Genomic DNA, 24,562 nt, shown 5'->3' with positions numbered 1-24,562 from the left:
ACCCCCTGGGACTCTCCCGGAATTCCGGAACCATCCTCGAGTCTTGAGGACGCAGGTCAGTCGTCCGCGGCCGCGGTCGCCTCCCGGTCCCGTTTCACGTCCTCGGCGTACGCGACGAAGTTGTCGAAGATCGACTTCGCCTCGCAGGCGGCCTCGAACGCGTCCGGCGTGATCCCGGCGAGGACGTCGTCGACGCGGGCGTCACCAAGCGAGTCGCGTTTCCCGTCGGCCACGTCGCGGGCGGTCTCGACGTCGTACTCCGGGTGGAACTGGACGCCCCAGCAGTGCCCCTCGCGGAACGCGTGGACGCCGTGTTCGTTCTCGGCGAGCAGCGTCGCGCCCGGCGGGAGGTCGACGACCGCGTCGCCGTGGGTCGTGAAGACGGTGAACGACTCCGGAACGTCCTCGAACAGGTCGTCGCCGCGGTGCCGGACCGTGTTGTACCCGATCTCGAACCCGTCCATGCCGGCGACGCGGCCGCCGAGCGCCTCCGCGAGCACCTGATGGCCGTAACAGACGCCCAGTATCGGCACGCCGTCGTCGGCCGCCTCGGCGACGTAGTCGACGAGTTTCGGTATCCACGGCTCGTCCCAGTAGACCGACGAGCGGGAGCCCGTGATGACGACCCCGTCGAAGCCGGTGTGGTCGGGGAGGTGTGCGTCCGTCGCGTCGAACTCGACGAGGTCGGCGTCGAGCTCCCGCCGGAAGTTCCTGCGGGTGTGCTCGCCGTCGTGGGCGGCGTTCAGCAGGGCGAATCGGAGACGACTCATACCCGATCCGACGGGCGAGGGGCTCAAAACCGTTGTGGCGGCGTCTGAACCGTCCGGTGTCGCCGACGACGTCGGTCGTGAACCGCCGATGTCCGGGCCGTCACGCGTTCGGTTCGCTCGCGTGTTCCGAGAGCCAGCCGGCGACGACGTCGTTGACCGCGGCGGACGCCTCGACGCCCACGAGGTGGCGTGCCCCCTCGACCGCGTGAAGCTCGCCGCGGGGGAGCCCCTCGGAGAGCGTCTCGGCGGCGGGGAGCGGACAGACCGCGTCCTCGTTTCCGTGAACGACGAGCGCCGGCAACGTCGCCTCGTAGAGCCGATCGGCGACGTCGAACCCCTCGACGGCCGCACGATGTGCCTCGAAGGTCTCGCGGTCCGCGTCCTCGGCGAGCCGCCACTCGACGATCCGGGAGAGCGCGTCCGCGTGCGTCCGCCGGAACTCCTCGGAGAGCAGCCCCGTCAACGAACCCCGGACGGCGGCCGGGTCCGACGGGTCCGCCCACACCCCGGCCGGGTTGTAGGCGTCGCCGGCCGGCGGCGTCCCGACGAGCGTCAGGCTCGCGGGCCGCGAGGAGCCGAGTCCGTACGCCAGCGCCACCATCCCGCCGAGCCCGTACCCGACGAGGTGGGCGTTCCGCACGCCCTCGGCGGCACACACCGCGTCGAGGTCGCCGGCGAGCGTTTCGACCGAGTACGGCCCCGGCGGCGCGTCCGAGCGCCCCACGCCCCGCGTCTCCGGCGTGACGACCGTGTGCAGTCCCGCGAGCGCGGCGTGTTGCCAGCCGAACTGCCACGCGCCGAGTCCCACGTCGCCACAGAACACGACCGCCTCGCCGTCGGCCGACCGCCCCTCGTCGACCTCGTATCGGATCGAGACGCCGCCCTTTTCGGCGTGCGGCATCGTCGGAGCTACGCCTCTTGGAGCGTCCGAAGCACGTCCGGGGCGGCCTCGAGCGCGTCGTCCAGGGCGTCGACGTCCGGACCGCCGCCCTGTGCGAAGTCCGGCGGGCCGCCGCCGCCGCCGCCGACGCGTCCGGCGAGTTCGGCGACCACCTGGCCCGCGTCCACGTCGATCCCCTCGGGCACGCCGACGACGAAGCTCGCGGAGCCGTCCGCGCCGCTGCCGACCACCGCGACCTTCCCGTCGTCGACGTGGGCGTTGGCGGTCGCACGCAGCTCGTCGGTGTCGCCGTCGAGCCGCTGTATCACGGCGGTGACGCCGTCTATCTCGACCTCCTCGGCGTCGGCGCCGCCGGAGGCCCGTGCGGCCGCCAGGTCCTCCTTGAGGGCCTCGATCTCCTTGCCCCGGGCCTTCCACTCCTCGAAGAACCGATCCGCGGTCTCCGGCACGTCGAGCGGGTCGACGTCGAGGACGTCCGCGGCGTCGTACAGCGCGTCCTCCGTGCGCTGGGTCGCCTCGATGGCCGCCCCGCCCGCGGCGAAGACGATCCGTTCGACGCCGTCCTGGACCGGCTCGGTCTTGAGCACCTTGACCGCGCCGACGTCGCCGGTTCGGTCGACGTGGGTACCCGCACACGCCTGGACGTCCGCGTCGCCGACGTGGATCAGCCGGACGTTCGTTCCCGGAGGTACCCCGCCCTGATAGAGGTCGAAGCCGTGTTCGGCCTCCGCCTCGTTGCGGTCGGGCCACTCCTGTCGCACCGGGACGTTCTCGCGAACCAGCTCGTTGGCGACGCGCTCGATCTCCCTCGTCTGCTCGCGGGAGATCCGGTCGTAGTGACGTACGTCGAGCCGCGAGGAGTCGAGTCCCTTCTGTGCGCCCGCCTGCCGGACGTGGTCGCCGAGCACCTCGCGGGCCGCGTGCCCGATCAGGTGCGTCGCGGTGTGGTGTGCCCGCAGCCGCTCGCGGCGGTCGCCGTCGACCTGCCCGCGGACGAACTCCCCCTTCCCGGGATCGGCGTCGACGCGATGGAGGACGACGCCGTCGACCTCCTGGACGTCGGTGACCTCGGCGGAAGTCTCGCCCTCGACGAGCTGGCCGCGGTCGGCCGGCTGGCCGCCCCCCTCCGGGTAGAACATCGTCTGGTCCAACACCACGTCGTAGCCGTCCTCGGCCTCGAACACGTCGAGGACGACCGCCTCGAACTCCGTCCGACCCTGGTCGTCGTAGAAGAGCTTCTCCGTCTCGGGGAGGTCACGGAAGCGATCGTCGCGGTCGTCCTCGGTCCGCTCGCCGTCGACCTCCTCGTGGCGGTCGGCGACGAGCGCGTAGAAGTCGTCGGGGACGTCGACGCTCGCACCTCGGTCCGCCGCGATCTCCGCGACCATGTCCGGCTGGATCCCGTGGGAGTCGTACAGCTCCAGCAGCTCCGCCGTCGGGATCGGCTCGCCGGTGCCGGCGTACTCGTCCGCGAGCTGTTCGACCTTCCGCGAGCCGCGTTCGAGCGTCTTCCGGTACTTGCGCTCCTCGGTACGGACGATCTCGCGGATCGTGTCGCGGTTCTCGTACCCCAGCCGGTCGGCCTGCATGTCGACGAGCTCGTCGAGCGGGGCGTCGACGCCCACCTCGTCGACGAGCCGCTTCGTCCGCCGGAGCACCATCCGCGCGAGGTAGCCCGTCCCGACGTTCGAGGGGACGATGCCGTCGCCGAACATGTACGCGAGCGTCCGCGAGTGGTCGGCGATGGCGTATATCGACTCGAGCGGCTCGACCAGCTCGCGCAGGCGGTCGACGTCGACGTCGAGCCGCTCCGCGATCTCGCCGCGGGCGTCCTCCACGTCGTCGACGTCGTCGATGTCGAGCCGGCCGGAGAGCTTGGCGGCCCGGGAGACGAGTTTCTCCTCCTCGGCGGTGTACGCGAGCCCCGCGTTCTCCTTCAGGAAGTCGATTGCGTCGGGATAGATCGCCTCGTAGACGGTCGGGGTCCCCTGGCTCATCCACGTCCATCGCTCCAGGCCGTAGCCCGTGTCGACGATGTACGTGTCCATGAACGAGTAGGTGTTCCCGTCCTTCATCTCGTAGTCGCCGTCGGGGTCCCGTTCCATACACATGAAGACGAGCGTGGCGAGCTCCGCGCCCTTGTAGATGACCTCGATGGCGGGCCCGGCGTTTCCCCCGCCGACCCACGGGTCCTCGATGTAGGTGATCTCCTCGAGGTCCGCACCGAGCTCCTCGAAGAGCCCGTCGCAGTACTCGACGGTCTCGTCCTTCCAGTACACCTCCCCCTCGTAGGCGTACTCCGCCTCGGCGTCCTCGCGGGTGTTGAACGCGTGATGGGCCATCATCTCGAAGGCCATCGTGTGCCGGCCGGTCTTCCCGACGTTGTCGATGTCCTGCATCCGGATACAGGGCTGTGAGATCGTGAGCGGGTTCGCCGGCGGCGGGGTCTGCCCCGACGTGACGAGCGGCTGGAAGTCGTAGATCGACGCCTGCGTCAGCAGGACGTCGTCGCGCCAGCGGTTCGCCGCGACCGGGTACGGGTCGATCCGCTCGTGGCCGTGGTCCTCGAAGTACGAGAGGAACGCCTCGCGCATCTCCGAGAGGGTGTACGACTCGGGAAAGCCGGGGTCGTCGATGAAGCTGTAGTCCTCACACGGCGGTTCGCCGCACAGTTCGCGGTCGGGATCGCGCGTCCAGAAGTGCGCCCCGCAGGAGGGACACTCCCTTCGCTCGAACCCCTCCTCCTCGAAGTAGTCGAGGCGGTACTCCGCTTCGAGATCGCTCATTACCATGTCCTGACCCGTGTTCGTCCAAAAGGGTTCCGGGGTGCGGGCATCGGCGGGAGCGCGGTCGAATCCGGGGGATCGGTCGTCTCCCGGAGTCCGCAGGATCCGGACGACGGCGGGGCGGCGACGGGACGGCGCGCCGGCTACTCCGCCAACAGCGGCCGCGAGGAGTTCGTCACCACCAGCAGGCTCGAGAGTCCCATCGCCACCGCGGCGAAGAGCGGGTTGAGGAGTCCGGTCACCGCGAGCGGGATCGCGATCGCGTTGTAACAGAGCGCCCAGCCGACGTTCCCCTTCACGCGCCGTCCCGCGGCCCGCGAGAGCTCGAAGACCGTCTCGATGGAGGAGAGGTCGTCGTCGACGACGGCCACGTCGGCCGCGTCGGCCGCCATGGCGGTGCCGCCGCCGAGCGCGATCCCCAGGTCCGCGGCCGCGAGCGCCGGCGCGTCGTTGGTGCCGTCGCCGACCATCACGGTCCGACCGCGGCCCTTCAGCCGCTCGACGGTCTCGGCTTTCCCCTCCGGCGGCACCCCGGCGAACACCTCCGAGACCGCGTCGTACTCGCGGAAGACGGTCGCCGCGCGCGCGTCGTCGCCGGTGAGGACGACGACCTCGACGCCGGAGTCGGCGAGCGCGCCGACCGTCTCCTCCCACCCTTCGCGGAGCTCGTCGCCGACGACGACGAGCCCCGCCGCCGCGCCGTCGCGACCGATCGCGACCGGGACGCGCCCCACGTCGCGGGCGGCGGCGACCGCATCGCGGATCGCGTCCGGCACCGTCCAGCCGCGCTCGTCGAACAGGTCCGGATGGCCGACGACGACCTCGCTCCCGTCGACGACGCCGGAGACGCCGCGTGCGTGGCTCTCGAAGGCGTCGACGGTCGGTTCGCGGGTGTCGTCTCCACCGGCCGCCTCGTCCGCGTCGGCCGCGACGTCGACCTCCCCGGACCCGGTTCCCGCCGCCGTCCCGCCATCGGTGGCGACGCCTCCGGCGTCCGATCTCGGGCCGTCCGACCCCGCTCCCTCCGCCCGCGCCGCCGCGATCGCCCGCCCGACCGGGTGTGCCGAGCGCGACTCCAGCGCCGACGCGAGCGCGAGCAGGTCGTCGTCTACGTCGCGGTCGAGGACCCGCATCTCGCCAGTCGTCAGCGTCCCAGTCTTGTCGAAGACGACGGTGTCGGCCCCGCGGATCCGCTCGAAGACGGTGTCGTCGAAGACGACGATGGAGCGTTCGAGCGCGTCGCGGAGTCCGGCGGCGACCGCGAGCGGGGTCGCGAGCCCGAGCGCGCACGGACACGAGACGATGAGCACCGTGAGTCCGACGAGCATCGCGGTCGCGATCCCGTTGCCGAGCGCGAGGTTGGCCGCGGCGGCGACGACCGCGACCGCGAGCACGACGGGGACGAAGACGGTCGCGAGCCGGTCCGCGAGCTTCTGGACGCCGTGGTTCCCGCTCTGGAGGTCCCAGACGAGCTCCGCGACTCGGTCGAGACTGGAGCTGGCGTCGTCGCCCACGGCCACCGTCAGCGAGCCGTCGGCGACGACGGCGCCGCCGACCACCGTGTCGCCCGGCTCCTTGCGGACCGGCATCGACTCCCCGGTGACGACCGACTCGTCGACGGCGGCGTCGCCGTCGACCGCCTCGCCGTCCACCGGAATCCGCTCGCCGGCGCGAACGAGCACGCGGTCGCCCGGCTCGAGAGCGTCGATCGGGACCTCGGTCGGCGCGGCGTCGCCGGATCCCTCCCGGTCCCCACCGTCGACCCGCCGGGCGGTGTCGACCTGGACCGCGGTGAGATCGGAGAGCAGCTCCGTCGCCCGCCGCTTGACCGACGACTCGTAGTGGTTGCCGACGGTGACGATCACGATTATGGCGACGGTCACGTCGTAGTAGATCGAGGGGTCCGGCAGAAGCGCGACCGCCAGGGTGCTGTAGAGGTACGCGCTGACGGCGGCGATCGCCACGAGCAGGTCCATGTTCGGCGACCGCGTCCGCGCGCTCACGTACGCCCCCCGGAGGATCGGCTTGCCGGTGACGAGGAGGACTATCGTCGTCAACACGCCGAGCACGATGAAGAAGTACGTTCCCGACGTCGAGGACATCGCCTCGTTGAGGTACGAAAGCGTCCGCTCGTCGTAGAACGGGAACGCGAAGTACGTCGGATAGATGAGCACGACGTACTGGAGCATGACCGCCATCCCGACGAGCACGCCGATCGCGAGCCGTGCGGTCGCCATGTTGTCCGCCTGCCGGCGCGAGAAGGCGTCGTCGCGCGAGTACGCGCTGTAGCCGAGCCCGCTCACCGCGTCCGCGAGGTCGTCCGCGGAGACGTCGGCGGGGTCGTGGTCGACTCGCACGGTGTCGGTGACGTAGCTTGCGCTCGCGGCGCTGACGCCGTCCGTGTCGGTCGCGACCGTCTCGATGAACGCCTCGCAGGTCGCACAGTGCATCCCGTCGACCTCGAGGAAGGTCGCCTCGTGGTCGGCGGGGACCGTTGTATCCGTGTCCGCATCGGCGTCCGCCGTCCCCTCCTCGCGGTCCCGACGGGCCGCGACCTCGTCGGCGTCCACGTCCACGTCGCCGAGCGCGTCGTACACGTCCCGACAGCCGACACAGCAGAAGCGGTTGCCGTCGTCGTCGACGACGTCGACCCCCTCGGTCGGGAGGTCACACAGCGTACAGTCGGGGGCGGACCCGGGAGACCGATCGGCGTTTTCGGGCACGCTAGCCACCCCCGTGGCCGGCCATCCCGCCCATTCCGGCATCGAGCGGGTTCCAGAACGGGAGCCGCGGGTGCGGGACGTGGATCCCGATCGACATCAGCCCGTGTGCGAACAGGACGTACCCGAGCGCGAGGAACGCGACCCCGAGCAGGCGGTGGACCCGCCGCCGGTGGACCGCGTCGACGCTCCCGATCAGGGTGCCGTAGAGGAACACCGCGGGCATCGTTCCGACGCCGAGCGCGGCCAGCGCGATCCCTCCCGAGAGCGCCGACCCGCTGGCGAACGCGTACAGGTACGCCGGGTAGAGGATCGGACAGGGGAGGAGTCCGTGGACCGCGCCGAGCGCGACGATCCCCGGGCCGTTCGCGAGCCGGTCGACGTGGCCGGTCAGCCAGCCCGTGACCCGCTGGAGCCCCGGCAGGTGGACGCCGCCGGTCGTGCCACCGAGGACGTACCGGACGCCGACCGCCATCACGACGAGGCCGACGCCGAGTCCGACGACCCCGCGGACCGTCCCCGCCGCGCCCGTGACCGTCGCGGTCGTGACGAGCACCGCTCCGCCGAGCGCGCCGAGCGCCGTACCGATGGCGGCGTAACTCGCCGTCCGTCCGAGGTTGAAGAGCGCGTGCTGGCGCACTTCATAGGTGGTGAGGTGGCCGCCGCGGCCGTCGCGGTCGGCGCGGCCGGTTCGGCCTGTTTGGTCTGTTCGGGACGTCCGGTCCGTCGCCTCCCCGGACGTTTCGTGCGTCCCGCCGGCCGTTCCACGTGTGCCGCCGGTCGTTCCGTGTGTCCCGCCGTCCGTCCGTCCCGCGTCGGGGTCCATCCGTGCCGCGTACGTCGTGACGAGGGGACCGCACATCCCGATACAGTGGGCTCCGCCGAGCAGGCCGATGGCGAGGAACAACAGAACGTCGGTACCGAGCAGGCTGGATGGGTCCATCGCGTGGTTCACCGCGAGTTGGGGACGCGTGCGCTAATGGGTTTCGTCGGTTCCGAGCGGCGGGGAACCGCCGAACCGTCGAACCGTCGAACCGCACGCGGGAGGTCGACGGTCATCTCACTCCTTGACGATCACGGCCCCGACCATCCCGCCGGTTTCGTGGGGGATACAGACGTAGTCGTATCTCCCCGGGACCGAGAAGGCGTGTGAAAAGCGGTCGCCGTTCTCGAGGCGGCCGCCGAAGTCGGACCACGCCTCGCGGGCGGCGGCCTCGTTCTCGAAGCCGCCGGAGGCGAAGTACTCGGCCTCCTCGGGGATCGCGTCCTCGTAGGCGGTGACGGTGTGGCCGCGGACGCTCGTGTTCTCCCAGACGACGGTGTCGCCGACCTCGACGGTCACCTCGTCGGGAACGAACCCGGTCGCGGTCATCCCCACGTCGTACGGATCGGCGAGACATCCGGAAAGCGCGAGAGCGGATCCGACCGCGACGCCGGCCGCGCCGGCCCGCCCGAGGAACCGTCTCCGGTACATGTTCGTCCTCAGGGTTTCGACCGTTTCAATACCGCGGTTGGTCTCGGAGATCGGGAGGCCGTCGGCTCGTCCCGTCGTTCGTGATCTCGTCGGCTCGTCCCGTCGTTCGCGATCCTGTCGGATCACCTCGCAGTCTGCGTATTCCGGCGTGAGACACCACACTGGTTGGGTATCACCGTTATGTGATTACTTCTCGAACGCAGAGTGTTACATGATCGAAACAGCCGCAGCCGACCTCGCGGTCGCGTCACAGGGCGTTCCGATGGAGTTGACCCAGACGGAGGTGTATCGAGAGATACGGGCGGACCAACTGTTGAACCTCTCGTTCTGGGCGAACATCGCGCTCGCGGGACTGTCGATCCTGCTCTTCGTCTACATGGGTCGAAACGTCGAGGACCCACGCTCACAGCTCATCTTCGTCGCGACGCTCATGGTCCCACTCGTCTCCATCTCGAGCTATCTGGGACTGGCCTCCGGGCTCACGGTGAGCTTCCTCGAGATGCCGGCCGGCCACCCGCTGGCGGGCGAGGAGGTGCTCACGATGTGGGGGCGGTACCTCACGTGGGCGTTGTCGACGCCGATGATCCTGCTCGCGCTCGGACTACTCGCCGGGTCGAACCTCACCAAACTGTTCACCGTGATCGTGATGGACATCGGGATGTGCGTCACTGGCCTCGCGGCCGCGCTCACCACGTCCTCCTACGCGCTTCGTTGGTTCTGGTACGCGATCAGCTGTGCGTTCTTCGCCGTCGTGCTGTACGTCCTGCTCGTCGAGTGGTCCGCCGACGCCGAGGTCGCCGGAACTGCCGACATCTTCGATACGCTGAAGATCCTCACCGTCGTCCTCTGGCTCGGCTACCCGATCTTCTGGGCGCTCGGTGCCGAGGGGTTCGCGGTACTCGACGTCGCATACACCTCGTGGGCGTACAGCGCCATGGACATCGTCGCGAAGTACGTCTTCGCGTTCCTGCTGCTTCGGTGGGTCGCCAGTAACGAACGCACCGTCTCCGATATGGCCTCCGGACTCGGTTCGGTAGGCGGTACTACGGCACCTACCGACGACTGAGGTCGATCTCGAACGCCCGTGCGTGCTTTCGGAAAACGGGGGCTGATCCTCCGGAAACGAAGCAGATCCAACTCGTGAATCACTCGCCCGACCGGGAACGTCGGGTGGTCCGTTCGAACACGTCTGCCGTCCTCCTCACGACTCCTCGGATGCCGTGGTCTCGGCGTCCTCGTCTTCCGTCTCGCCGGGCCCGTCGACCACCTCTCCGCGCTCCTCGATCAGCCGTTCCTCGGCCTTCTCCCGGTCTTCGGGGTAGCCGATGTCGGTTCGCCAGCCGTCCATGCGGATCGCGTCGATGGTCCGGCCGGACGCGAGAAGGAGGTCGACGGCGTCGGAGATCTCGAACTCGCCGCGGTTGGAGGGCTGAACGAGGTGACACGCGTGAAAGATCGCGGGCGTGAACGTGTAGAAGCCGGTCATCACGAGGTTGCTCGGCGGGTCCTCGGGCTTCTCGACGACCTCGACGATCTCGCCGTACTGGTTCGTGTCGCACACCCCGTATCGGCTCGCCTCCTCGTAGGGCACTTCCTCGACGAGGAATGCAGCGTCGGCACGCGTCTCCCGCTGGCGGTTGACGACGTCCGCGAGGTTCGCACGGAACACGTTGTCGCCGAGCATCAACATGAAGTCGTCGTCGATGTGCTCTTCGACCGTGAGCAGCGCGTGGGCGAGGCCGAGCTGTTCGCGCTGGTGTGAGTACGTGATCGGGACGCCCTCGAACTCGTCGCCGTAGTACTCGATGATCGCCTCCTTGCGGTACCCCACGACGACGTACAGCTCGTCGGCACCGAGATCAGCCAGCTGTTCGAAACAGTGCGTCAGGATGGGCTTGCCGGCGACCTCGACCATCCCCTTCGGCTTCTCCTCCGTGAGAGGTCGAAGCCGCGTCCCTTCGCCGGCGGCGAGCACGACTGCTTGCATATGTCATAAACACACCAGTACGGCGATAAATACGTTTTCACTCCGATCCATGACCCGAACATCGGACCGATCGATGGTGAATAGCTCCGTGGCATCCGCCTCGCTGATCGTGAAGGTCCGCGCCCTGCCGATCGTGAAGGCCCGAATCCCTCCGTATACGACACCCGAACCCACACCCCTCGTTTCGTCTGTTCTCGTTCGTGTTGAGTCCTCTTCGGTCGTTTCCCTGCACATCGCCACGGCCGATGGCCTCGGTACTTCACTGAACGCACCCCTCGTTTCGTCTGTTCTGCGTCAGCGAAGAGGGGGGTCACGTCGACTCGGCTTCGATCGCATCTCGCGTTTCGAGAACGATGGTAGGATCGAGCGCAAGCTCGTACTGGTAGTGTGCACCGCCCGCGCGACCTTCGTTGTGCTCGGTTCGTTCGAGGAACCCGAGCATCGTGAGGTCGGCAAGATGGTTCTGGATGCTTTTGAGCGTGGTGAGAGGATCTTGACGCCTTCCCTCGGCCACGCGGACGTATACCTGCTGTATCTCCTTCGATTTTGCGGGAGTCGATCCCTCGACCTCGAGTTTCGCGAGCGCTTCGAGGATCAACTGGCCGTGCATGGTCTGATCACGCAGTTTGTTCTCGACGCGACCGCGTTGGACGCGATCGACCGCGACCTCGATGTGTTCGTCCGTGATCTCGGTGGCACCGTTCTCCTCGGCGACGTCGCCGCCTTCTCGGAGCAGATCGATGGCCTGCCGTGCGCTTCCGGTGTCCTTTGCTGCGTTGGCCGCGGCGAGTTTGATCGCCGAATCGTCCCAGGCGTCCTCGACTAGTGCCTTCTCGGCTCGTGTCGTGAGAATCGACCGAAGCTCGTCGGCGTCGTACGGCGAAAACGCTATCTCCTTTTCCATCAGCGTGTCCTTGACCTTCGGACTCAGCGAGGAACGAAACGCGTAGTTGTTGCTGATCCCGATGACGCCCACTCGCGAGTCGATCAGATGATCGTTCGCGCGTGCTCGTGGAAGTTCATAGAGGAGGGTGTTCGGATCCGAGAGGTGATCTATCTCGTCGAGGACGAACAGATACGTCCCACCGTTCGTATCCATCTCCTCGTAGAGCGTCTCCAGTGCGTGTGCCGTCGAATGGCCGGTCTCTGGAAACGGCGCACGATCGTCGCCACGGATGTTGTTGATCAGGGCTCGAACCGTCCGATACACGGTGTCATCGTTGCAGTTTCGGAAGTAGACGTGAAGTTCGTCCGCATCGTCTCGCCGCTTCACTTCAGCTTTGAGGGCGTTCATGATGTACTCCGTAACGGCGGTCTTTCCGACCCCGGTTTTTCCATAAATGAATACGTTCGAAGGGTTTCGTCCGAACAGGACGTCCTTAAGTGCGGATCGGAAGGAATCGATCTCGTCCTCGCGTTCGACGATCTCATCCGGCTGGTACTCCTCCGAGAGAATGGTTTTGTTCTCGAAGAGAGTATCCGTGATATCCGAAAAGAGATCTTCGGTCATTATCCGACTCTCCGAACGAGCCATCCACATATATAATTGTGCATTCGTCTGTTTTATTTGTTTCATCTATTTTCTCTGATTCGTTATCGTCTCGACCTCCCCCTAAAATCGAAAGATGGGTGGAGGAGGGCTGACGAGAACAGACGAAACGAGGGGTGTGTCTCATCCTCCTACAGGTGAACGGGTCGTGCGTCTCGAAGCTTGGACCCGATCCGAACTCGAATTCGAGACTGTTGACTTCACACGACCTCGAAGAACAGACGAAACGAGGGGTGTACCTCGCCCAGCCCGCCCAGCTCTCCCCTCCACTGACTCCGAAGAACAGACGAAACGAGGGGTGTCGGACCACTGGTCACGGACGACGTCTCCCGGTTCCAAGGTCTCGAGATCCGATCACGGACGCTGGCGTCCGCGTTCGTACGCTCTCGAAAGGGGAACGGTTTTACTCCCCGCCTAACACCCATGGGATAATGCGATTTACGGGTGGTCCTTCATGGAACTGATCGACGACGACGGCGACCTCTTCGGCGTCGTCAACGTCGTCGATGCGCTCGTCGTGCTGTTGGTCCTCGCGGTCGGCGTCGCCGGCGTCGCGCTCGTGTTCTCCGACGACCCCGAACCCGAACCCGACCTCGACTCCACCTACGCGACTCTCGATGTGGGAACCCAGCCGGCGTACGTCGTCGAGGCGATAAACGAGGGCGACACCTACAGCCCGAACGACGTCTCCACGATGACCGTCACCGACGTCCATCTCACCCCGCGCGGGAACGACATCGGCGTTACCCTCCGTGTCGAGCTCGAGGGCGAACTCGAGAACGACGGCTCCATCGCCTACGACGGCGCACCGCTGCGGCTCGGTCGCAGCCTCTCGCTCAACACCGACCGCTACACGCTGGACGGGCGGATCCGCGCGGTGGGCGACGGCGACGCGCTCGAACGCGAGGAGACGACGGTCGTCCTCCGGGACACGCTCACGACCGCGGACGCCGAGGACGTCTCCTCCGGCGATGAGGTCCGACTCGCGGGTCGGACTGTCGCGACGATCGAGAACGTGACGCAGTTCGCGACCAACGACCCCGACCGGCGCCGGGTGTTCGTCGCCGCGACGCTTCGGACACACCGGCAGAGCGGGGATCAACGCTTCGGCGGGAACCCGGTACGACGTGGACAGGACGTTCGATTGTCGACCGCCGACTACACGATCAACGGACGGATCGAGCGTGTCGGCGGCGAGCTCCAGCTGGGCTCGGCGTCCACTCGCACGGTTACCCTCCGGATGGACGACGTTCGCGAGGACATGGCCGACGCGCTCGAGCCGGGAATGGTCGAGGAGGCGGGCGGCGACACCGTCGCACGTGTGACCGCCGTCGACACCCGCCCCTCGCTCATCATCGCCACCGGCGACAACGGGTCGGTGAACGTGGTCGACCACCCGGTCGACCGTGAGGTGACCCTCACGACCCGACTTCAGGTGCGCGAGACCGTCTCCGGACCGCGGTTCAAGGGTGAACCGCTCCGGCAGGGCGAGACCGTGACGATCGATCTCGGCACCGTCACCGTCCGTGCGACGGTCGTCAACGTGAGCGGATGAGTCCGAGGACCGTCGTCGGTAGCCCACGCGACCACAACCGGTTTGACGCTTCACCCGATCGGTTCACCCGATGACGACTCGTGACGCGGACGGGGACGTCGCGCGAACCCCTGGCGATCCCGCCGACGAGGGCCTGCTCTCGCGCGTCGGTTCGGGCTCGGTCGTCCTCGATCGTGCCCGGGCCGTGGGAGATCGCGTCGCGAGCACGGTCCGCGCCTCGTGGCTGTACCGGTGGCTCACGGCCGAACCCGACCCGGACGTGATCGTGATCGACCTCCGCGAGACGTGGACGGTCGGTCCCTTCCTCCGGATCCTCGACTGGATCGTCGGAGCTCTCGTCGGCGCGATGGAAGGATCGATCCTCGCCAGCGCGGCCGGAACCACAGTGAAACGAGTCCACGAGACGCCTCTGCGCGTCGCCGGCGGCCTCGCAGTGGGTGCGGGATCGGTCGCCTTCCTCGCCGCGGTCGCCGGCGACGCCGTCTCGCGGACCCTTCTCGCGGGTGCGCTCGTGCTCTACGTGGTCGGTGCCGCAGGACTGCGCGACCGACGGAGTTGGCCGGAACTCCGCGACACCCGTCCCGTCGAACTCCTGATCCGTGCGCTGGAGCCGCCCGCCCCGCCGGAGGCGAACGACGAGCCGACTGGCTCGGACGAAACCGACGTTTCGATCGAAGATGACGAGATGCGGGACGGTACGCAGTCGGACCTGCTCGCCGATGACGGGGAGACGTCATCGACCGATCCGGAGCCGACGCTCTTCCCGGAGGATTCGGACGCGGTGGAGTCGAACCGGGAGTCGGATGACGACCGGCGGTAGTCAGGATTCGTCGTCGAGGCTCGCTTCGCAGGGATCGATGCCGCTTAAGTACCCGGATCGCGCCAGTGTGAGACGTGACGGACACGGACCTCCTCATCGCGGTTCTCGCCGGGGTCGTTCAGGGCGTCGTGGAGTGGCTTCCGGTCTCAAGCCAGGGGAACCTCGCGCTGTTCCTCACGTTCGTCGGCACGGAGCCGGACGCCGCCCTACAGCTCGCGCTCTTCTTGCAGGTCGGGACGACGCTCTCGGCGGCGACGTACTACCGCGAGGAGATCCTGACCGCGTTGTACGCGACTCCCGGCTGGCGACCGGCCGGCGCGTACGACGGCGACAACGCGCTCGTCTCGTACGTCGTCCTCGCCAGCGCCATGACGGGGATCGTCGGGATCCCTCTGTACGTCTTCGTCGTGGATCTGGCCGGCCGGCTCACCGGCGGCGTGTTCATCGCTGTCATCGGCGTCCTGCTCATCGCGACCGGCGTCCTGACATATGCCTCCGAGTCGGTGTCGATGGGCGGGAGCACCGACCCGACGCTCGTCGATTCCCTGCTCGTGGGTGCCGCACAGGGGTTCGCGATCCTTCCGGGGATCTCGCGGTCGGGCGTGACGACGAGCACGCTGTTGTTTCGGAGCTACGATCCGCCGGCGGCGTTCCGGCTGTCGTTTCTGATCTCGATTCCTGCAAGCATCGGCGCGGCGGTTCTGACGCTCCTCGATGCCGGGGGACTTCCCGGGATCGCTCCCGGTCCGGCTGCTGCCGCACTCGGGGTCAGCGCGGTCGTCGGCTACGTCACGATCGACGCGCTGATGCGGATCGTCGAGCGCGTGCCGTTCTGGGCCGTCTGTTTCGGACTCGGCGGGCTCGCGATCGTCGGCGGCGGCGTGGTCTCCCTCGTGGTGTGAGTAGAGAACGAGACTCCCCTCGTGGCCGGTTCGATCCATCGATGCGACAGCTAACTACGTCTTTTCTGTCATTCAACCTCATGATCAGGGCGTATCGGCCATCAGTATCCGAAATTTCTCCGAATAGAAACTTCCAGTGTCGTAATTGATATATAACCGACCGGATTGGGTACGAATATCCCGCAGCGCGTGACCGGCTGGCGGTCGCGCGGAAATCAAGCGTCGGCCTGATCGCCGCGTGAGCATCCGCGCTAGCGACAGCATCGGCACCGCGGGCACATACATGACACGTGAGAACTCGCTTCGGATCGCCGTGATCGTTGCCGTTCTAACTACCACCGTCGGCGTGGCCGCGATCAGTTTCGGTACTTCTTCGGTGAATGCAGAAACTTCTGATGAGGTATATATCAATGAGACAGGGACCCCGACAAATATTATCCCAGGCGATACATCCCACACCATTCACGATATACAAATTGATCAAAATAACAGTGATTTCAGAACTGATGAAGTCCAATTAAATATCAACATATCTAGCATTTCTACATATGGTGTGAACACATCTGAAGCATATGTTGGAAATACGACCATACAAAATGGTCATCTCCGCAGTCAAGGAATATACTCTTATGAAAATAGTACTGAAAGCCTCTACTTGGTTATTGAATACACTGGAAATGGAGATCCAATTCAGATTGATAAGGTTGTAATTGATGGCCTCAAAACAAATAATTCTGAAAAGAAATCAAGTATAAAATATTCTTTCAAAGTAACTAGTAGTACGGGGGATCTCGATAATTCATCCACTAATACTGATGACTCTACATTTTCTAAAGAATTCAACATTGCCGGAGGATCATTTCAATTTAGAGATCAGGCGACTGGATCCAGCGATGGAGATCGATTCACCATCCCTTCTGCCACAATCGAAGATGTTGAGACAAACGTGAATAGTACACTTATTGTCGCTTTTGAAGATGGTGATACTCGTATCGCGGGTATGAAATCTGTTTCACGTGATACGATTAATCAAAATAATGAGATAACTATTAGATATCTTGAAGCGAATGGATTCCCGGGACCGCATAAGATCTATCTTGTTCCTGAGAGTAAATTGAGCAGCGAAAATTACAGTACTGGCGACAAACTCCCAACAGCAGCTTCGAAATTCTCGCTTGCTACTCATACGGGTGATTCTTTATTTGCATCTATTAACTTTGACAATATTTCCACTAACGCGATAATTGAAGATAATATTACTATCTCGAGTACTCAACTAGATGATGAACACGGTGGTATGACTCCATATATTGTCACAATTCATCCCATCTTGAGTGATGGATCTGTCCTAACTCAGGAATACCTCGGAACATCTCAAATAATCACTGGAAATAACCAAGATGTTGAGATTGAATTAAGAAATAAAGATGGCGATCCTGTTCATTTCTCTCAAAGTAATCGATATGCGGCTGTTATGCGTCTTGTTGATGATGGTTCAGAAGTCGGTGACTCTGTTTCTCTTGGATCTTTTCCGCTGTTACAGAATTCGGATTATAATCAACAATTTGTACAAAATGGTGTCTCAAATACTGCATTAATTTCAGTCAATAAATCTGAAAAAGAGATATCTGATACTAAGCGAACATTCAATAAAAGTTCTTTAAATCACAGCCAACAGATATACGCTGGAGGAATCATAGCTTTCGAGGGATCTATTGATGGAGAGAATCGTGTCGAATTACATCGTGAATCGACTCAAACAGAATCTGTTCTTGAAGGAATAGAGTCAACAACTAATAATTCTACACAGGTCCATTTCAATACATCTCAGCTTTCAACTGGTAATTATTCTCTCATTGGTGGTGGATTTGATAAACAATCATCATTCAAAATTATCGGAAGAGCTGATCAATACTCAAATCTCATTAGTATTTCAAAATCATCTGTCGTCGGAGATCTACTTGAATTTGAATTAGTAACTGATTCCAACTCAACCAAAGTTACGATCACTGAATCGACTACGAACGATTCGATCGCTACGGCGACCGTCACGACACCCCGTGGAGAATCGACGACACTCCGATTCAATACCTATGCGGCGGGCGATCCCGATCTCGAATCCGATCTCTTCACGCTCGACGGACCGGGAACGATCGAGTCGGTTACGACGTCGACGGCGGACGGGACGATCCCGGCTGGCGAGTACGCGATCACGGCGACAGCGGAACCCGGGGGGTCGACCGATACCGCGACCGCAACGCTACGAGATCGATCGATGAACGACCTCGCGGTGTATTCGACCACGGAGAACGGCGTTGACGCCTTCTCCACGCCCGAGACGGTCACGGACGCTATCGCGAACGGAACGCTCACGCCCGCTGAGAACGTCACCGACGACGAGACGGTCGTCTACGCGGTCAACGCCACCGGCCTGTCCGGCTACACCGCGGTCTGCGATCCGGACCTCTCGACGGGTGCCGATCTCGACCGACTGGCCGGTCTCGAGTTCACGGTGTCGAACGAGTCGGCCACCGGATCCGACGCGGCCCCCGCGGCGACGGCAAACGGCACGACGGTTCTCTCCCGCGAGACGGGACTCTTCCTCGTCGGCAACGCCACCGAAACGCTCGACGAAACGGTCGGTACGAGCGCCGAAACCGATCTCACCGCCACGTTCGACGTGATCGACGAACGCCTCCGCGCCGCCGCCGGATCGAACGCGTCTCACGCCGGTTCCGAACCGTTCACGTACGTCCAGAACGCGACCGGCTCCGACGGAACAAGCGATTCAGGGGAAACCACTGACGACTCCAACGAAACCACCGATACAGGAGACCCTATCGACGACACCGTCGACACCGGCGATTCGACCGGATCCTCGAACGACTCGGCGACGGTCGAAAACGAAACGACGGACGTCACGGACGGGAGCAGTCACGACGGCGGTAGCGTCAACGACGGTTCCACTGGGGACACGACAGAAGACGAGAATGAAAGCCTCGAAACGGCAGAAGAGACGACGATCGACGATGAGAGTGACGGGAACCTCGATGGGACCGTAGAGACGACCACTGAGACCAGCTCCGGTGATGACGCTCTCGATTCCGACGGAGCCGACGGAGCCAGTGGCACGGACACGGAGGGTGCGGATGACGGCGGTAGCGGTGGCAGTAGCGGTAGTGAAAGTAACGGTGGCGTCGGTGGAAGTAGCAGCGGTAGCAGTGGCGGTAGTGGTGGAGGGGGCGGCGCAGTAGGCGGTGACGGAGCGATCGGAGGCGATGGGGACGACGCTGGCAGTACGAGCGGTGAGAACGACGGAGACGCCGATCGATCGGCTGAGAACGCAGGACGTGATTCCGACTCGGTCGGCGATGAATCCTCCTCCGATTCCGACGAGGAATCGGGTTCAAGGCCGGATCTCGATGAGGAAAACGAGGCGGACGCTTCGACTGATCGGGGCGAGGGCGAGATCGGATCCGACGGCGATGCCGAGGGCCCGGGCTCCGCGTCCGACTCCGCGGCCAACGACGTGGGAGAATCCCGCGCCGCTTCGTCTCGGGCGTCCGCCGCTCGAGCGGCCGAGGAGCGTACGATCCGCGATCGCCGGGAGATCGGTCCCCGTCCGGTTGCCGATACGAACGCCCCCGAGGAGGCCGAGTACGTTTCACGTTCCGGGGTTCTGGAAGGGGGATCCACGCCCAGCACGGCCGCGGCAGCGACCGGTCACGATGACACCTCGTCGAGCGGAGGATCCGACGCTCCTGGGGATTCGCTCGGGTCGTCCGATGACGATCGGTCCGCACGGCCGCCGACCTTCGAGGAGGCCCCGTTGCGCTCGACTGCCTATGACGTTCCCGGATTCGGCGTCATCACCGCACTCCTCGCCATCGCGTCGGCGAGCGTCCTCGCCGGCCGCCGGGAAACACCGTAGATCGAGCGACTGCTCGACCGGTAGTTCGAAACGCCGACGACGTGGCGGGCCGGCGATCCGGCGCTTCGACGATATCCTTTTCCTGACGCGACGCCTGCCTCCGGACATGAGCGTCACGATCTCACCCCCGACCGAACGGACGTGCGAACTGTGCGGCCGCGCCGAGCGCTGGGACGACGACGTGGAGGGCTGGCGGATCGACGGGGAACCCGGCGACGTCTACTGCATCCACGACTGGGACGTCAACGGAACGTACGCACCCTTCGAAGAGTAATCGACGAACGTCCGGAACCGGCGGTTTCGTATCCGCCTTCATCTCAGTATTAGTCCGTGATCGTCTAGTTACGATACTTTTTCGGTCGAATATCTGAACGAACGTATTTCGTGATATTCCGTACCAATCCCTTATAGATAATTACCTTATATTCCCTAATGTGTGTACGATGGATCCTACCCATATCAGGGTTATTCCTTTAACTGATGATTCGAGAGGAGGTGTATGACCAAGTCACGTAGTACCATCCCCGACCCGGGGACGAGCCGGGACGACTGCGACGACGGGCTCGCCTCCCCGACGGACGACCGCTCGAACTGCGGGATCGGCGGCGTCATCGACCTCGACGGCACGCCCGCACACGACACCGTACGCGACGCGGTTCAGCTTCTGGAGAACCTCGAACACCGGGGGACGACCGGCGCGGAGGAGAACACGGGCGACGGGGCCGGGATCATGGTCGCGCGGCCCGACGAGTTCTTCGAGGCGGTCGTCGACGCTGACCTGCCCGAGGAGTACGCCGTCGGCTCCGTCTTCATGCCTCCGGAGCCGGGCGTCCGCGCGGGGATCCACGACGCCATCGCCGAGGTGCTCTCGGTGTACGGCCTGGAAGTGCTCGCCTGGCGGGCCGTCCCGACCGACAACGACGACCTCGGCGAGACCGCGCTCGAGTCGGAACCGCACGTCTCCCAGCTGTTCGTCGCCCCCGTCGAGGGGGCCGGTCTCGCCGAGCGGTTCACCGATCCCGACGCCGATCCCGACGCCGATCCCGAACTGCTCGGGTTCGACCGCGCGCTGTACGCGGCCCGCCGGGAGATCGAGAACGTCGTGAGCGACGTCGACGGCGCGGGTCGGTTCTACGTCTGCTCGTTCGACCGCCAGCGCGTCGTGTACAAAGGGCTTCTCAAGGGCTCACAGCTCGCGGGCTACTACCCCGACCTGGAGGACGAGCGGTTCGCGAGCCACGTCGCGTTGGTCCACGCGCGCTTCTCGACGAACACGCTCGGGGCGTGGCACCTCGCACACCCGTACCGCAACGTGGTACACAACGGCGAGTTCAACACGATCCGCGGGAACGTCAACTGGATGCGCGCCCGCGAGAACGACCTGGATCACCCGGCGTTCGGCGCGGAGCTCGAGACGATCCGGCCGGTTATCGACGACCCGAACCAATCCGACACCGCCAGCCTCGACAACGCGGTCGAGTTGCTCCTCCAGACCGGCCGCGACCTCCCGCACGTCCTGCGGATGCTCGTTCCCGAGGCGTTCCGCGACGACGACCTCATGGCCGAGGAGCGCGCGGATTTCTACGACTACCATGCCTCGCTCGTCGAGCCGTGGGACGGCCCCGCGCTCGTCATCGGCTTCGACGGCGACCGCGTCGCGGGCGTGCTCGACCGCAACGGACTCCGCCCCTGCCGGTACGAGGTCACGACCGAGAACCGGCTCGTCGTCGGCAGCGAGGTTGGCGCGCTCCCGACGGACGCCGCGAACGTGACGCGCCGCGGACGGCTCCAACCGGGCGAGATCTTCGTCGCGGACCCCGAGCAGGGACGGATCGTCCCCGACGACGAGGTGTTCGACGAGCTCACAGACGAGAAGTACGGCGAGTGGGTCGGCGAGGAGCAGGTCGAACTCGACGCCCTCGTCGACGAAGCCGCCTCGAGGCGGAAGGACGACGAGGCGACGCCGACCGCCGATCCGACCGACGAGAACCGCACGGTCCGCGCCTATCAGGCCGCCTTCGGCTACACCACGGACTCGCTGAACCACCTCGTGGAGCCGATGGCCGAGGCCGGCAAGGACCCGGTCGGGTCGATGGGAGACGACACCCCGCTTTCGGTGCTCGCCGACGTCGACCGGCCGCTTTTCACCTACTTCAAACAGCTGTTCGCGCAGGTGTCGAACCCGCCGATCGACTACATCCGCGAAGAGCTCGTCACCTCCCTGGAGTCGCGGATCGGCAACCAGCGCAACCTGCTCGCGGAGACGCCCGAACACGCGCGGCAGATCGTCGCCGACTCCCCCGTTCTGTCGAACGCCGAGACGGCCGCGTTGAAGGATCTCGACGGCGACGCGGGGTTCTCCGCGGAGACCGTCGACACCACCTACCGCCGTGACACCTCCCTCACCGACGCGGTCACCCGGATCCGCCGTGAGGCGTCCGACGCGATCGAGGCGGGCGCGGACGTGGTCGTGCTTTCGGACCGGGCGATCGGTCCGGATCGGCTCGCCGTCCCGAGCCTGCTCGTCACCGGTGCGGTCCACCACCAGCTCGTACGCAACGGGCTCCGCAACCGCGCGGGACTCGTCGTCGAGTCCGGCGAGCCCCACGAGGTCCATCATCTCGCCACGCTGGTCGGCTACGGCGCGGACGCGGTCGACCCGTACCTCGCGTACGCCTCCATCGCCGACGTGGTCGCCGGCCCGGACGGCGCGGACGAGGCGGAGGCGCTGGCCGCCTACCGGGGCGCGCTGGAGGACGGCCTCCTGAAGACGATGGCGAAGATGGGGATCTCGACGGTCGAGTCCTACCAGGGCGCACAGATCTTCGAGGCGGTCGGTCTCGATTCCGAACTCGTCGGCGAGTTCTTCGAGGGCACCGAGATCCGCACCGAGGGGATCGGGATCGAACAGATCGAGGACGACCTCCGGACGCGCCATGCCATGGCGTTCGGCGTCGATCCCGAACTCGAGACGGTCGGCGAGTACGAGAACCGCTCGTCGGGCGTCCACCACGGCTGGAACCCCCAGACGGTCGGGACGCTCCAGCAGGCGGTGCGCGGCGGCGATTACGAGCAGTACGGCGAGTTCGCCGAGCTGGTCAACGACCAGTCCGAGACGCTCCAGACGCTGCGCGGTCTCCTGGAGTTCGACTCCGAGCTGGACCCGATCCCGGTCGAGGAGGTCGAGCCGGTCGAGTCGATCGTCGAGCGCTTCTCGACGGCCGCGATGAGCCTCGGGAGCCTCTCGCCGGAGGCCCACGAGAACAACGCGATCGCGATGAACCGGTTGGGGGCTAAATCCAACACCGGCGAGGGCGGCGAGCCGCCGGAGCGGTTCGACACCGAGAAGGAGTGTAGCGTGAAGCAGGTCGCTTCCGGCCGGTTCGGCGTCACCGCCGAGTACCTCGCGAGCGCGGATGAGCTCCAGATCAAGATGGCACAGGGGTCGAAGCCCGGCGAGGGCGGCCACCTCCCCGGCGAGAAGGTCAACGAGATGATCGCGCACGTCCGGTGTTCCACGCCCGGCGTCGGACTCATCTCGCCGCCCCCGCAACACGACATCTACTCGATCGAGGACCTCAAACAGCTCATCTTCGATCTGAAGGCCGCGAACCCCTCGGCCGACGTCAACGTGAAGCTCGTCTCGGAGGCGGGGATCGGGACCATCGCGGCGGGCGTCGCGAAGGCGAACGCCGACGTGGTCCACATCTCGGGCCACTCCGGCGGGACGGGCGCGTCGCCGAAGACGTCGATCAAGAACGCGGGGCTCCCCTGGGAGCTCGGACTCGCCGAGGCGAACCAGATGCTACGCGCGACCGGCCTGCGCGACCGCATCCGCGTCGCCGCCGACGGCGGGTTGAAGACCGGTCGCGACGTGGCCGTCGCCGCCGCGCTCGGCGCGGAGGAGTACGTCTTCGGGACCGCCTCGCTCGTCACCTCCGGCTGCGTGATGGCCCGGCAGTGTCACGAGAACACGTGTCCGGTCGGCGTCGCCACCCAGCGCGAGGACCTCCGCCAGCGCTTCCCCGGCCAGCCCGACCACGTGATCAACTACATGACGTTCATCGCTCAGGAGCTCCGTGAACTCATGGCCGAACTGGGATTCGCCGACCTCGAGGAGTTCATCGGCCGGCCCGACCTCCTCGTCCAGCGCGAGACCGACCACGAGAAGGCGAGCCACCTCGACCTCTCGGCCGTGATCGCCGACCCCGCCGGCGACTCCCGCACCAAGACGCGTGCCCAGACCCACGCCGGCATCGAGAAGCTGCTCGACTGGGACCTCATCGAGGAGGCGTCGCCCGCCATCGAGGACGGTACGCCGGTCGCGCTTACTCGCGACATCGACAACGTCGACCGCGCGGTCGGCGCGACCCTCTCGAACCGGGTCGTCTCCGAACACGGCGGGGAGGGGCTCCCCGACGACACCGTCACCTGTCGGTTCGACGGCCACGCGGGCCAGAGCTTCGGCGCGTTCCTCGCACGGGGGATCACGATGGAGCTCTCTGGCGCGGCCAACGACTACGTCGGCAAGGGCCTCTCCGGCGGGCGGATCGTGATCTCGACGCCCGAGGACGCGGGCTACGATCCGGCCGAGAACGTCGTCGCCGGCAACGTCTGTCTGTACGGTGCGACCGCGGGCGAGACGTACGTCAACGGCGTCGCCGGAGAGCGGTTCGGCGTCCGCAACTCGGGGGTCCGGGCGGTCGTCGAGGGCGTCGGCGACCACGGCTGTGAATACATGACCGGCGGCGTCGTCGCCGTGCTCGGCGACACCGGTCGCAACTTCGCGGCCGGCATGTCCGGCGGCGTCGCGTACGTGTACGACCCCGACGACCGGTTCGCGGAGCGGCTCAACCGCGGGATGGTGTCGCTCTCGCGCGAGCTCGACGCCAGCGACGAACGGATGCTCCGCCGGCTCGTCGAGAACCATCGCGCGTACACCGACAGCGACCGTGCCGCCGAGCTGCTCGACGATTGGGAGACCACGCTCTCGGACTTCGTTCGCGTCTTCCCCGACGCGTACGCCGACGTGATCGCCGAGGGGACCGGCACCGACGTGCGCGAGGCGCCGCCCGCGCCCGCCGACGCCGCGCCCGAGGCCGCCGGCGACGCCGCCGAGCAGGTCTCCGGCGACGACTGATCCGTCTCCCGCCCGTCCTCCTCGCGT

The 24,562-nt window shown here is 65.6% G+C and carries 15 protein-coding genes; 7 read left to right on the top strand and 8 right to left on the bottom strand.

The annotated features are described in order from the left end of the window. Positions 1 to 56: 56 nt before the first annotated feature. The 6 genes from EAO78_RS07525 to EAO78_RS07500 form a co-directional block, all read right to left on the bottom strand. Positions 57 to 770: a type 1 glutamine amidotransferase gene (locus EAO78_RS07525; protein ID WP_122105236.1), complete on the bottom strand. Its 714-nt coding sequence runs from the start codon at positions 768 to 770 to the stop codon at positions 57 to 59. Positions 771 to 870: 100 nt separating this feature from the next. Further along, on the bottom strand, positions 871 to 1,671 hold the full coding sequence (locus EAO78_RS07520; RefSeq protein ID WP_122105235.1) for an alpha/beta fold hydrolase: 801 nt from the start codon (positions 1,669 to 1,671) through the stop codon (positions 871 to 873). An 8-nt stretch (positions 1,672 to 1,679) separates the two neighbouring features. Next, a complete protein-coding gene (gene alaS / locus EAO78_RS07515; RefSeq protein WP_122105234.1) occupies positions 1,680 to 4,457 on the bottom strand; it encodes an alanine--tRNA ligase in 2,778 nt (925 codons plus the stop codon). Between the two features lie 143 nt (positions 4,458 to 4,600). Next, on the bottom strand, positions 4,601 to 7,222 hold the full coding sequence (locus tag EAO78_RS07510; protein ID WP_122105233.1) for a heavy metal translocating P-type ATPase: 2,622 nt from the start codon (positions 7,220 to 7,222) through the stop codon (positions 4,601 to 4,603). Then, positions 7,182 to 8,120, bottom strand: coding sequence for a sulfite exporter TauE/SafE family protein (locus EAO78_RS07505; protein ID WP_122105354.1), 939 nt, complete (start codon positions 8,118 to 8,120; stop codon positions 7,182 to 7,184). The genes EAO78_RS07510 and EAO78_RS07505 overlap by 41 nt, the downstream gene beginning before the upstream one ends. 117 nt (positions 8,121 to 8,237) lie before the next feature. Beyond that, positions 8,238 to 8,651 (bottom strand): cupredoxin domain-containing protein, encoded by a 414-nt coding sequence (locus EAO78_RS07500; protein WP_122105353.1) that lies wholly within the window; start codon positions 8,649 to 8,651, stop codon positions 8,238 to 8,240. Positions 8,652 to 8,919: 268 nt separating this feature from the next. Between EAO78_RS07500 and EAO78_RS07495 the strand changes: the two genes are divergently transcribed. Further along, a complete protein-coding gene (locus tag EAO78_RS07495) occupies positions 8,920 to 9,717 on the top strand; it encodes a bacteriorhodopsin (protein ID WP_122105352.1) in 798 nt (265 codons plus the stop codon). A 135-nt stretch (positions 9,718 to 9,852) separates the two neighbouring features. Here the strand turns inward: EAO78_RS07495 and aglF are convergent, their stop codons facing one another. Beyond that, positions 9,853 to 10,638 (bottom strand): UTP--glucose-1-phosphate uridylyltransferase AglF, encoded by a 786-nt coding sequence (gene aglF / locus EAO78_RS07490; protein ID WP_122105232.1) that lies wholly within the window; start codon positions 10,636 to 10,638, stop codon positions 9,853 to 9,855. A gap of 310 nt (positions 10,639 to 10,948) precedes the next feature. Further along, on the bottom strand, positions 10,949 to 12,148 hold the full coding sequence (locus EAO78_RS07480; RefSeq protein WP_122105230.1) for an orc1/cdc6 family replication initiation protein: 1,200 nt from the start codon (positions 12,146 to 12,148) through the stop codon (positions 10,949 to 10,951). A 493-nt stretch (positions 12,149 to 12,641) separates the two neighbouring features. On the opposite strand from EAO78_RS07480, the gene EAO78_RS07475 reads away from it, so the two are divergent. From EAO78_RS07475 to gltB, 6 genes are all read left to right on the top strand, one after another. Next, entirely contained in the window at positions 12,642 to 13,742 is a 1,101-nt protein-coding gene (locus tag EAO78_RS07475) for a DUF4330 family protein (RefSeq protein WP_122105229.1), read from the top strand. A 70-nt stretch (positions 13,743 to 13,812) separates the two neighbouring features. After that, the gene (locus tag EAO78_RS07470) at positions 13,813 to 14,562 is read left to right on the top strand and encodes a hypothetical protein (protein ID WP_122105228.1); all 750 of its coding nucleotides are present in this window, start codon (positions 13,813 to 13,815) and stop codon (positions 14,560 to 14,562) included. Between the two features lie 74 nt (positions 14,563 to 14,636). Then, on the top strand, positions 14,637 to 15,464 hold the full coding sequence (locus EAO78_RS07465; RefSeq protein WP_122105227.1) for an undecaprenyl-diphosphate phosphatase: 828 nt from the start codon (positions 14,637 to 14,639) through the stop codon (positions 15,462 to 15,464). 283 nt (positions 15,465 to 15,747) lie between these two features. Beyond that, positions 15,748 to 19,395: a hypothetical protein gene (locus tag EAO78_RS17675; RefSeq protein WP_136516491.1), complete on the top strand. Its 3,648-nt coding sequence runs from the start codon at positions 15,748 to 15,750 to the stop codon at positions 19,393 to 19,395. A 106-nt stretch (positions 19,396 to 19,501) separates the two neighbouring features. Then, complete coding sequence (locus EAO78_RS18130; RefSeq protein ID WP_203227847.1) at positions 19,502 to 19,669, top strand: HEWD family protein; 168 nt, start codon at positions 19,502 to 19,504, stop codon at positions 19,667 to 19,669. A 225-nt stretch (positions 19,670 to 19,894) separates the two neighbouring features. Then, the gene (gene gltB / locus EAO78_RS07455; RefSeq protein ID WP_122105225.1) at positions 19,895 to 24,535 is read left to right on the top strand and encodes a glutamate synthase large subunit; all 4,641 of its coding nucleotides are present in this window, start codon (positions 19,895 to 19,897) and stop codon (positions 24,533 to 24,535) included. Positions 24,536 to 24,562: the final 27 nt, after the last annotated feature.

The sequence above is a fragment of the Halobellus captivus genome (genome assembly GCF_003697845.1).
Classification (GTDB): Archaea; Halobacteriota; Halobacteria; order Halobacteriales; family Haloferacaceae; genus Halorubrum; species Halorubrum glutamatedens.
The sequence above is the reverse complement of the archived record's forward strand: the minus strand, read 5'-3'. Positions and strand labels throughout refer to the sequence as shown.

Coding starts and splice junctions, on each gene's coding strand:
- EAO78_RS07525 (WP_122105236.1), bottom strand. CDS start 770: ATGAGTCGTCTCCGATTCGCCCTGCTGAACGCCGCCCACGACGGCGAG.
- EAO78_RS07520 (WP_122105235.1), bottom strand. CDS start 1,671: ATGCCGCACGCCGAAAAGGGCGGCGTCTCGATCCGATACGAGGTCGAC.
- alaS (WP_122105234.1), bottom strand. CDS start 4,457: ATGAGCGATCTCGAAGCGGAGTACCGCCTCGACTACTTCGAGGAGGAG.
- EAO78_RS07510 (WP_122105233.1), bottom strand. CDS start 7,222: ATGCCGGAATGGGCGGGATGGCCGGCCACGGGGGTGGCTAGCGTGCCC.
- EAO78_RS07505 (WP_122105354.1), bottom strand. CDS start 8,120: ATGGACCCATCCAGCCTGCTCGGTACCGACGTTCTGTTGTTCCTCGCC.
- EAO78_RS07500 (WP_122105353.1), bottom strand. CDS start 8,651: ATGTACCGGAGACGGTTCCTCGGGCGGGCCGGCGCGGCCGGCGTCGCG.
- aglF (WP_122105232.1), bottom strand. CDS start 10,638: ATGCAAGCAGTCGTGCTCGCCGCCGGCGAAGGGACGCGGCTTCGACCT.
- EAO78_RS07480 (WP_122105230.1), bottom strand. CDS start 12,148: ATGACCGAAGATCTCTTTTCGGATATCACGGATACTCTCTTCGAGAAC.
- EAO78_RS07475 (WP_122105229.1), top strand. CDS start 12,642: ATGGAACTGATCGACGACGACGGCGACCTCTTCGGCGTCGTCAACGTC.
- EAO78_RS07470 (WP_122105228.1), top strand. CDS start 13,813: ATGACGACTCGTGACGCGGACGGGGACGTCGCGCGAACCCCTGGCGAT.
- EAO78_RS17675 (WP_136516491.1), top strand. CDS start 15,748: ATGACACGTGAGAACTCGCTTCGGATCGCCGTGATCGTTGCCGTTCTA.
- EAO78_RS18130 (WP_203227847.1), top strand. CDS start 19,502: ATGAGCGTCACGATCTCACCCCCGACCGAACGGACGTGCGAACTGTGC.
- gltB (WP_122105225.1), top strand. CDS start 19,895: ATGACCAAGTCACGTAGTACCATCCCCGACCCGGGGACGAGCCGGGAC.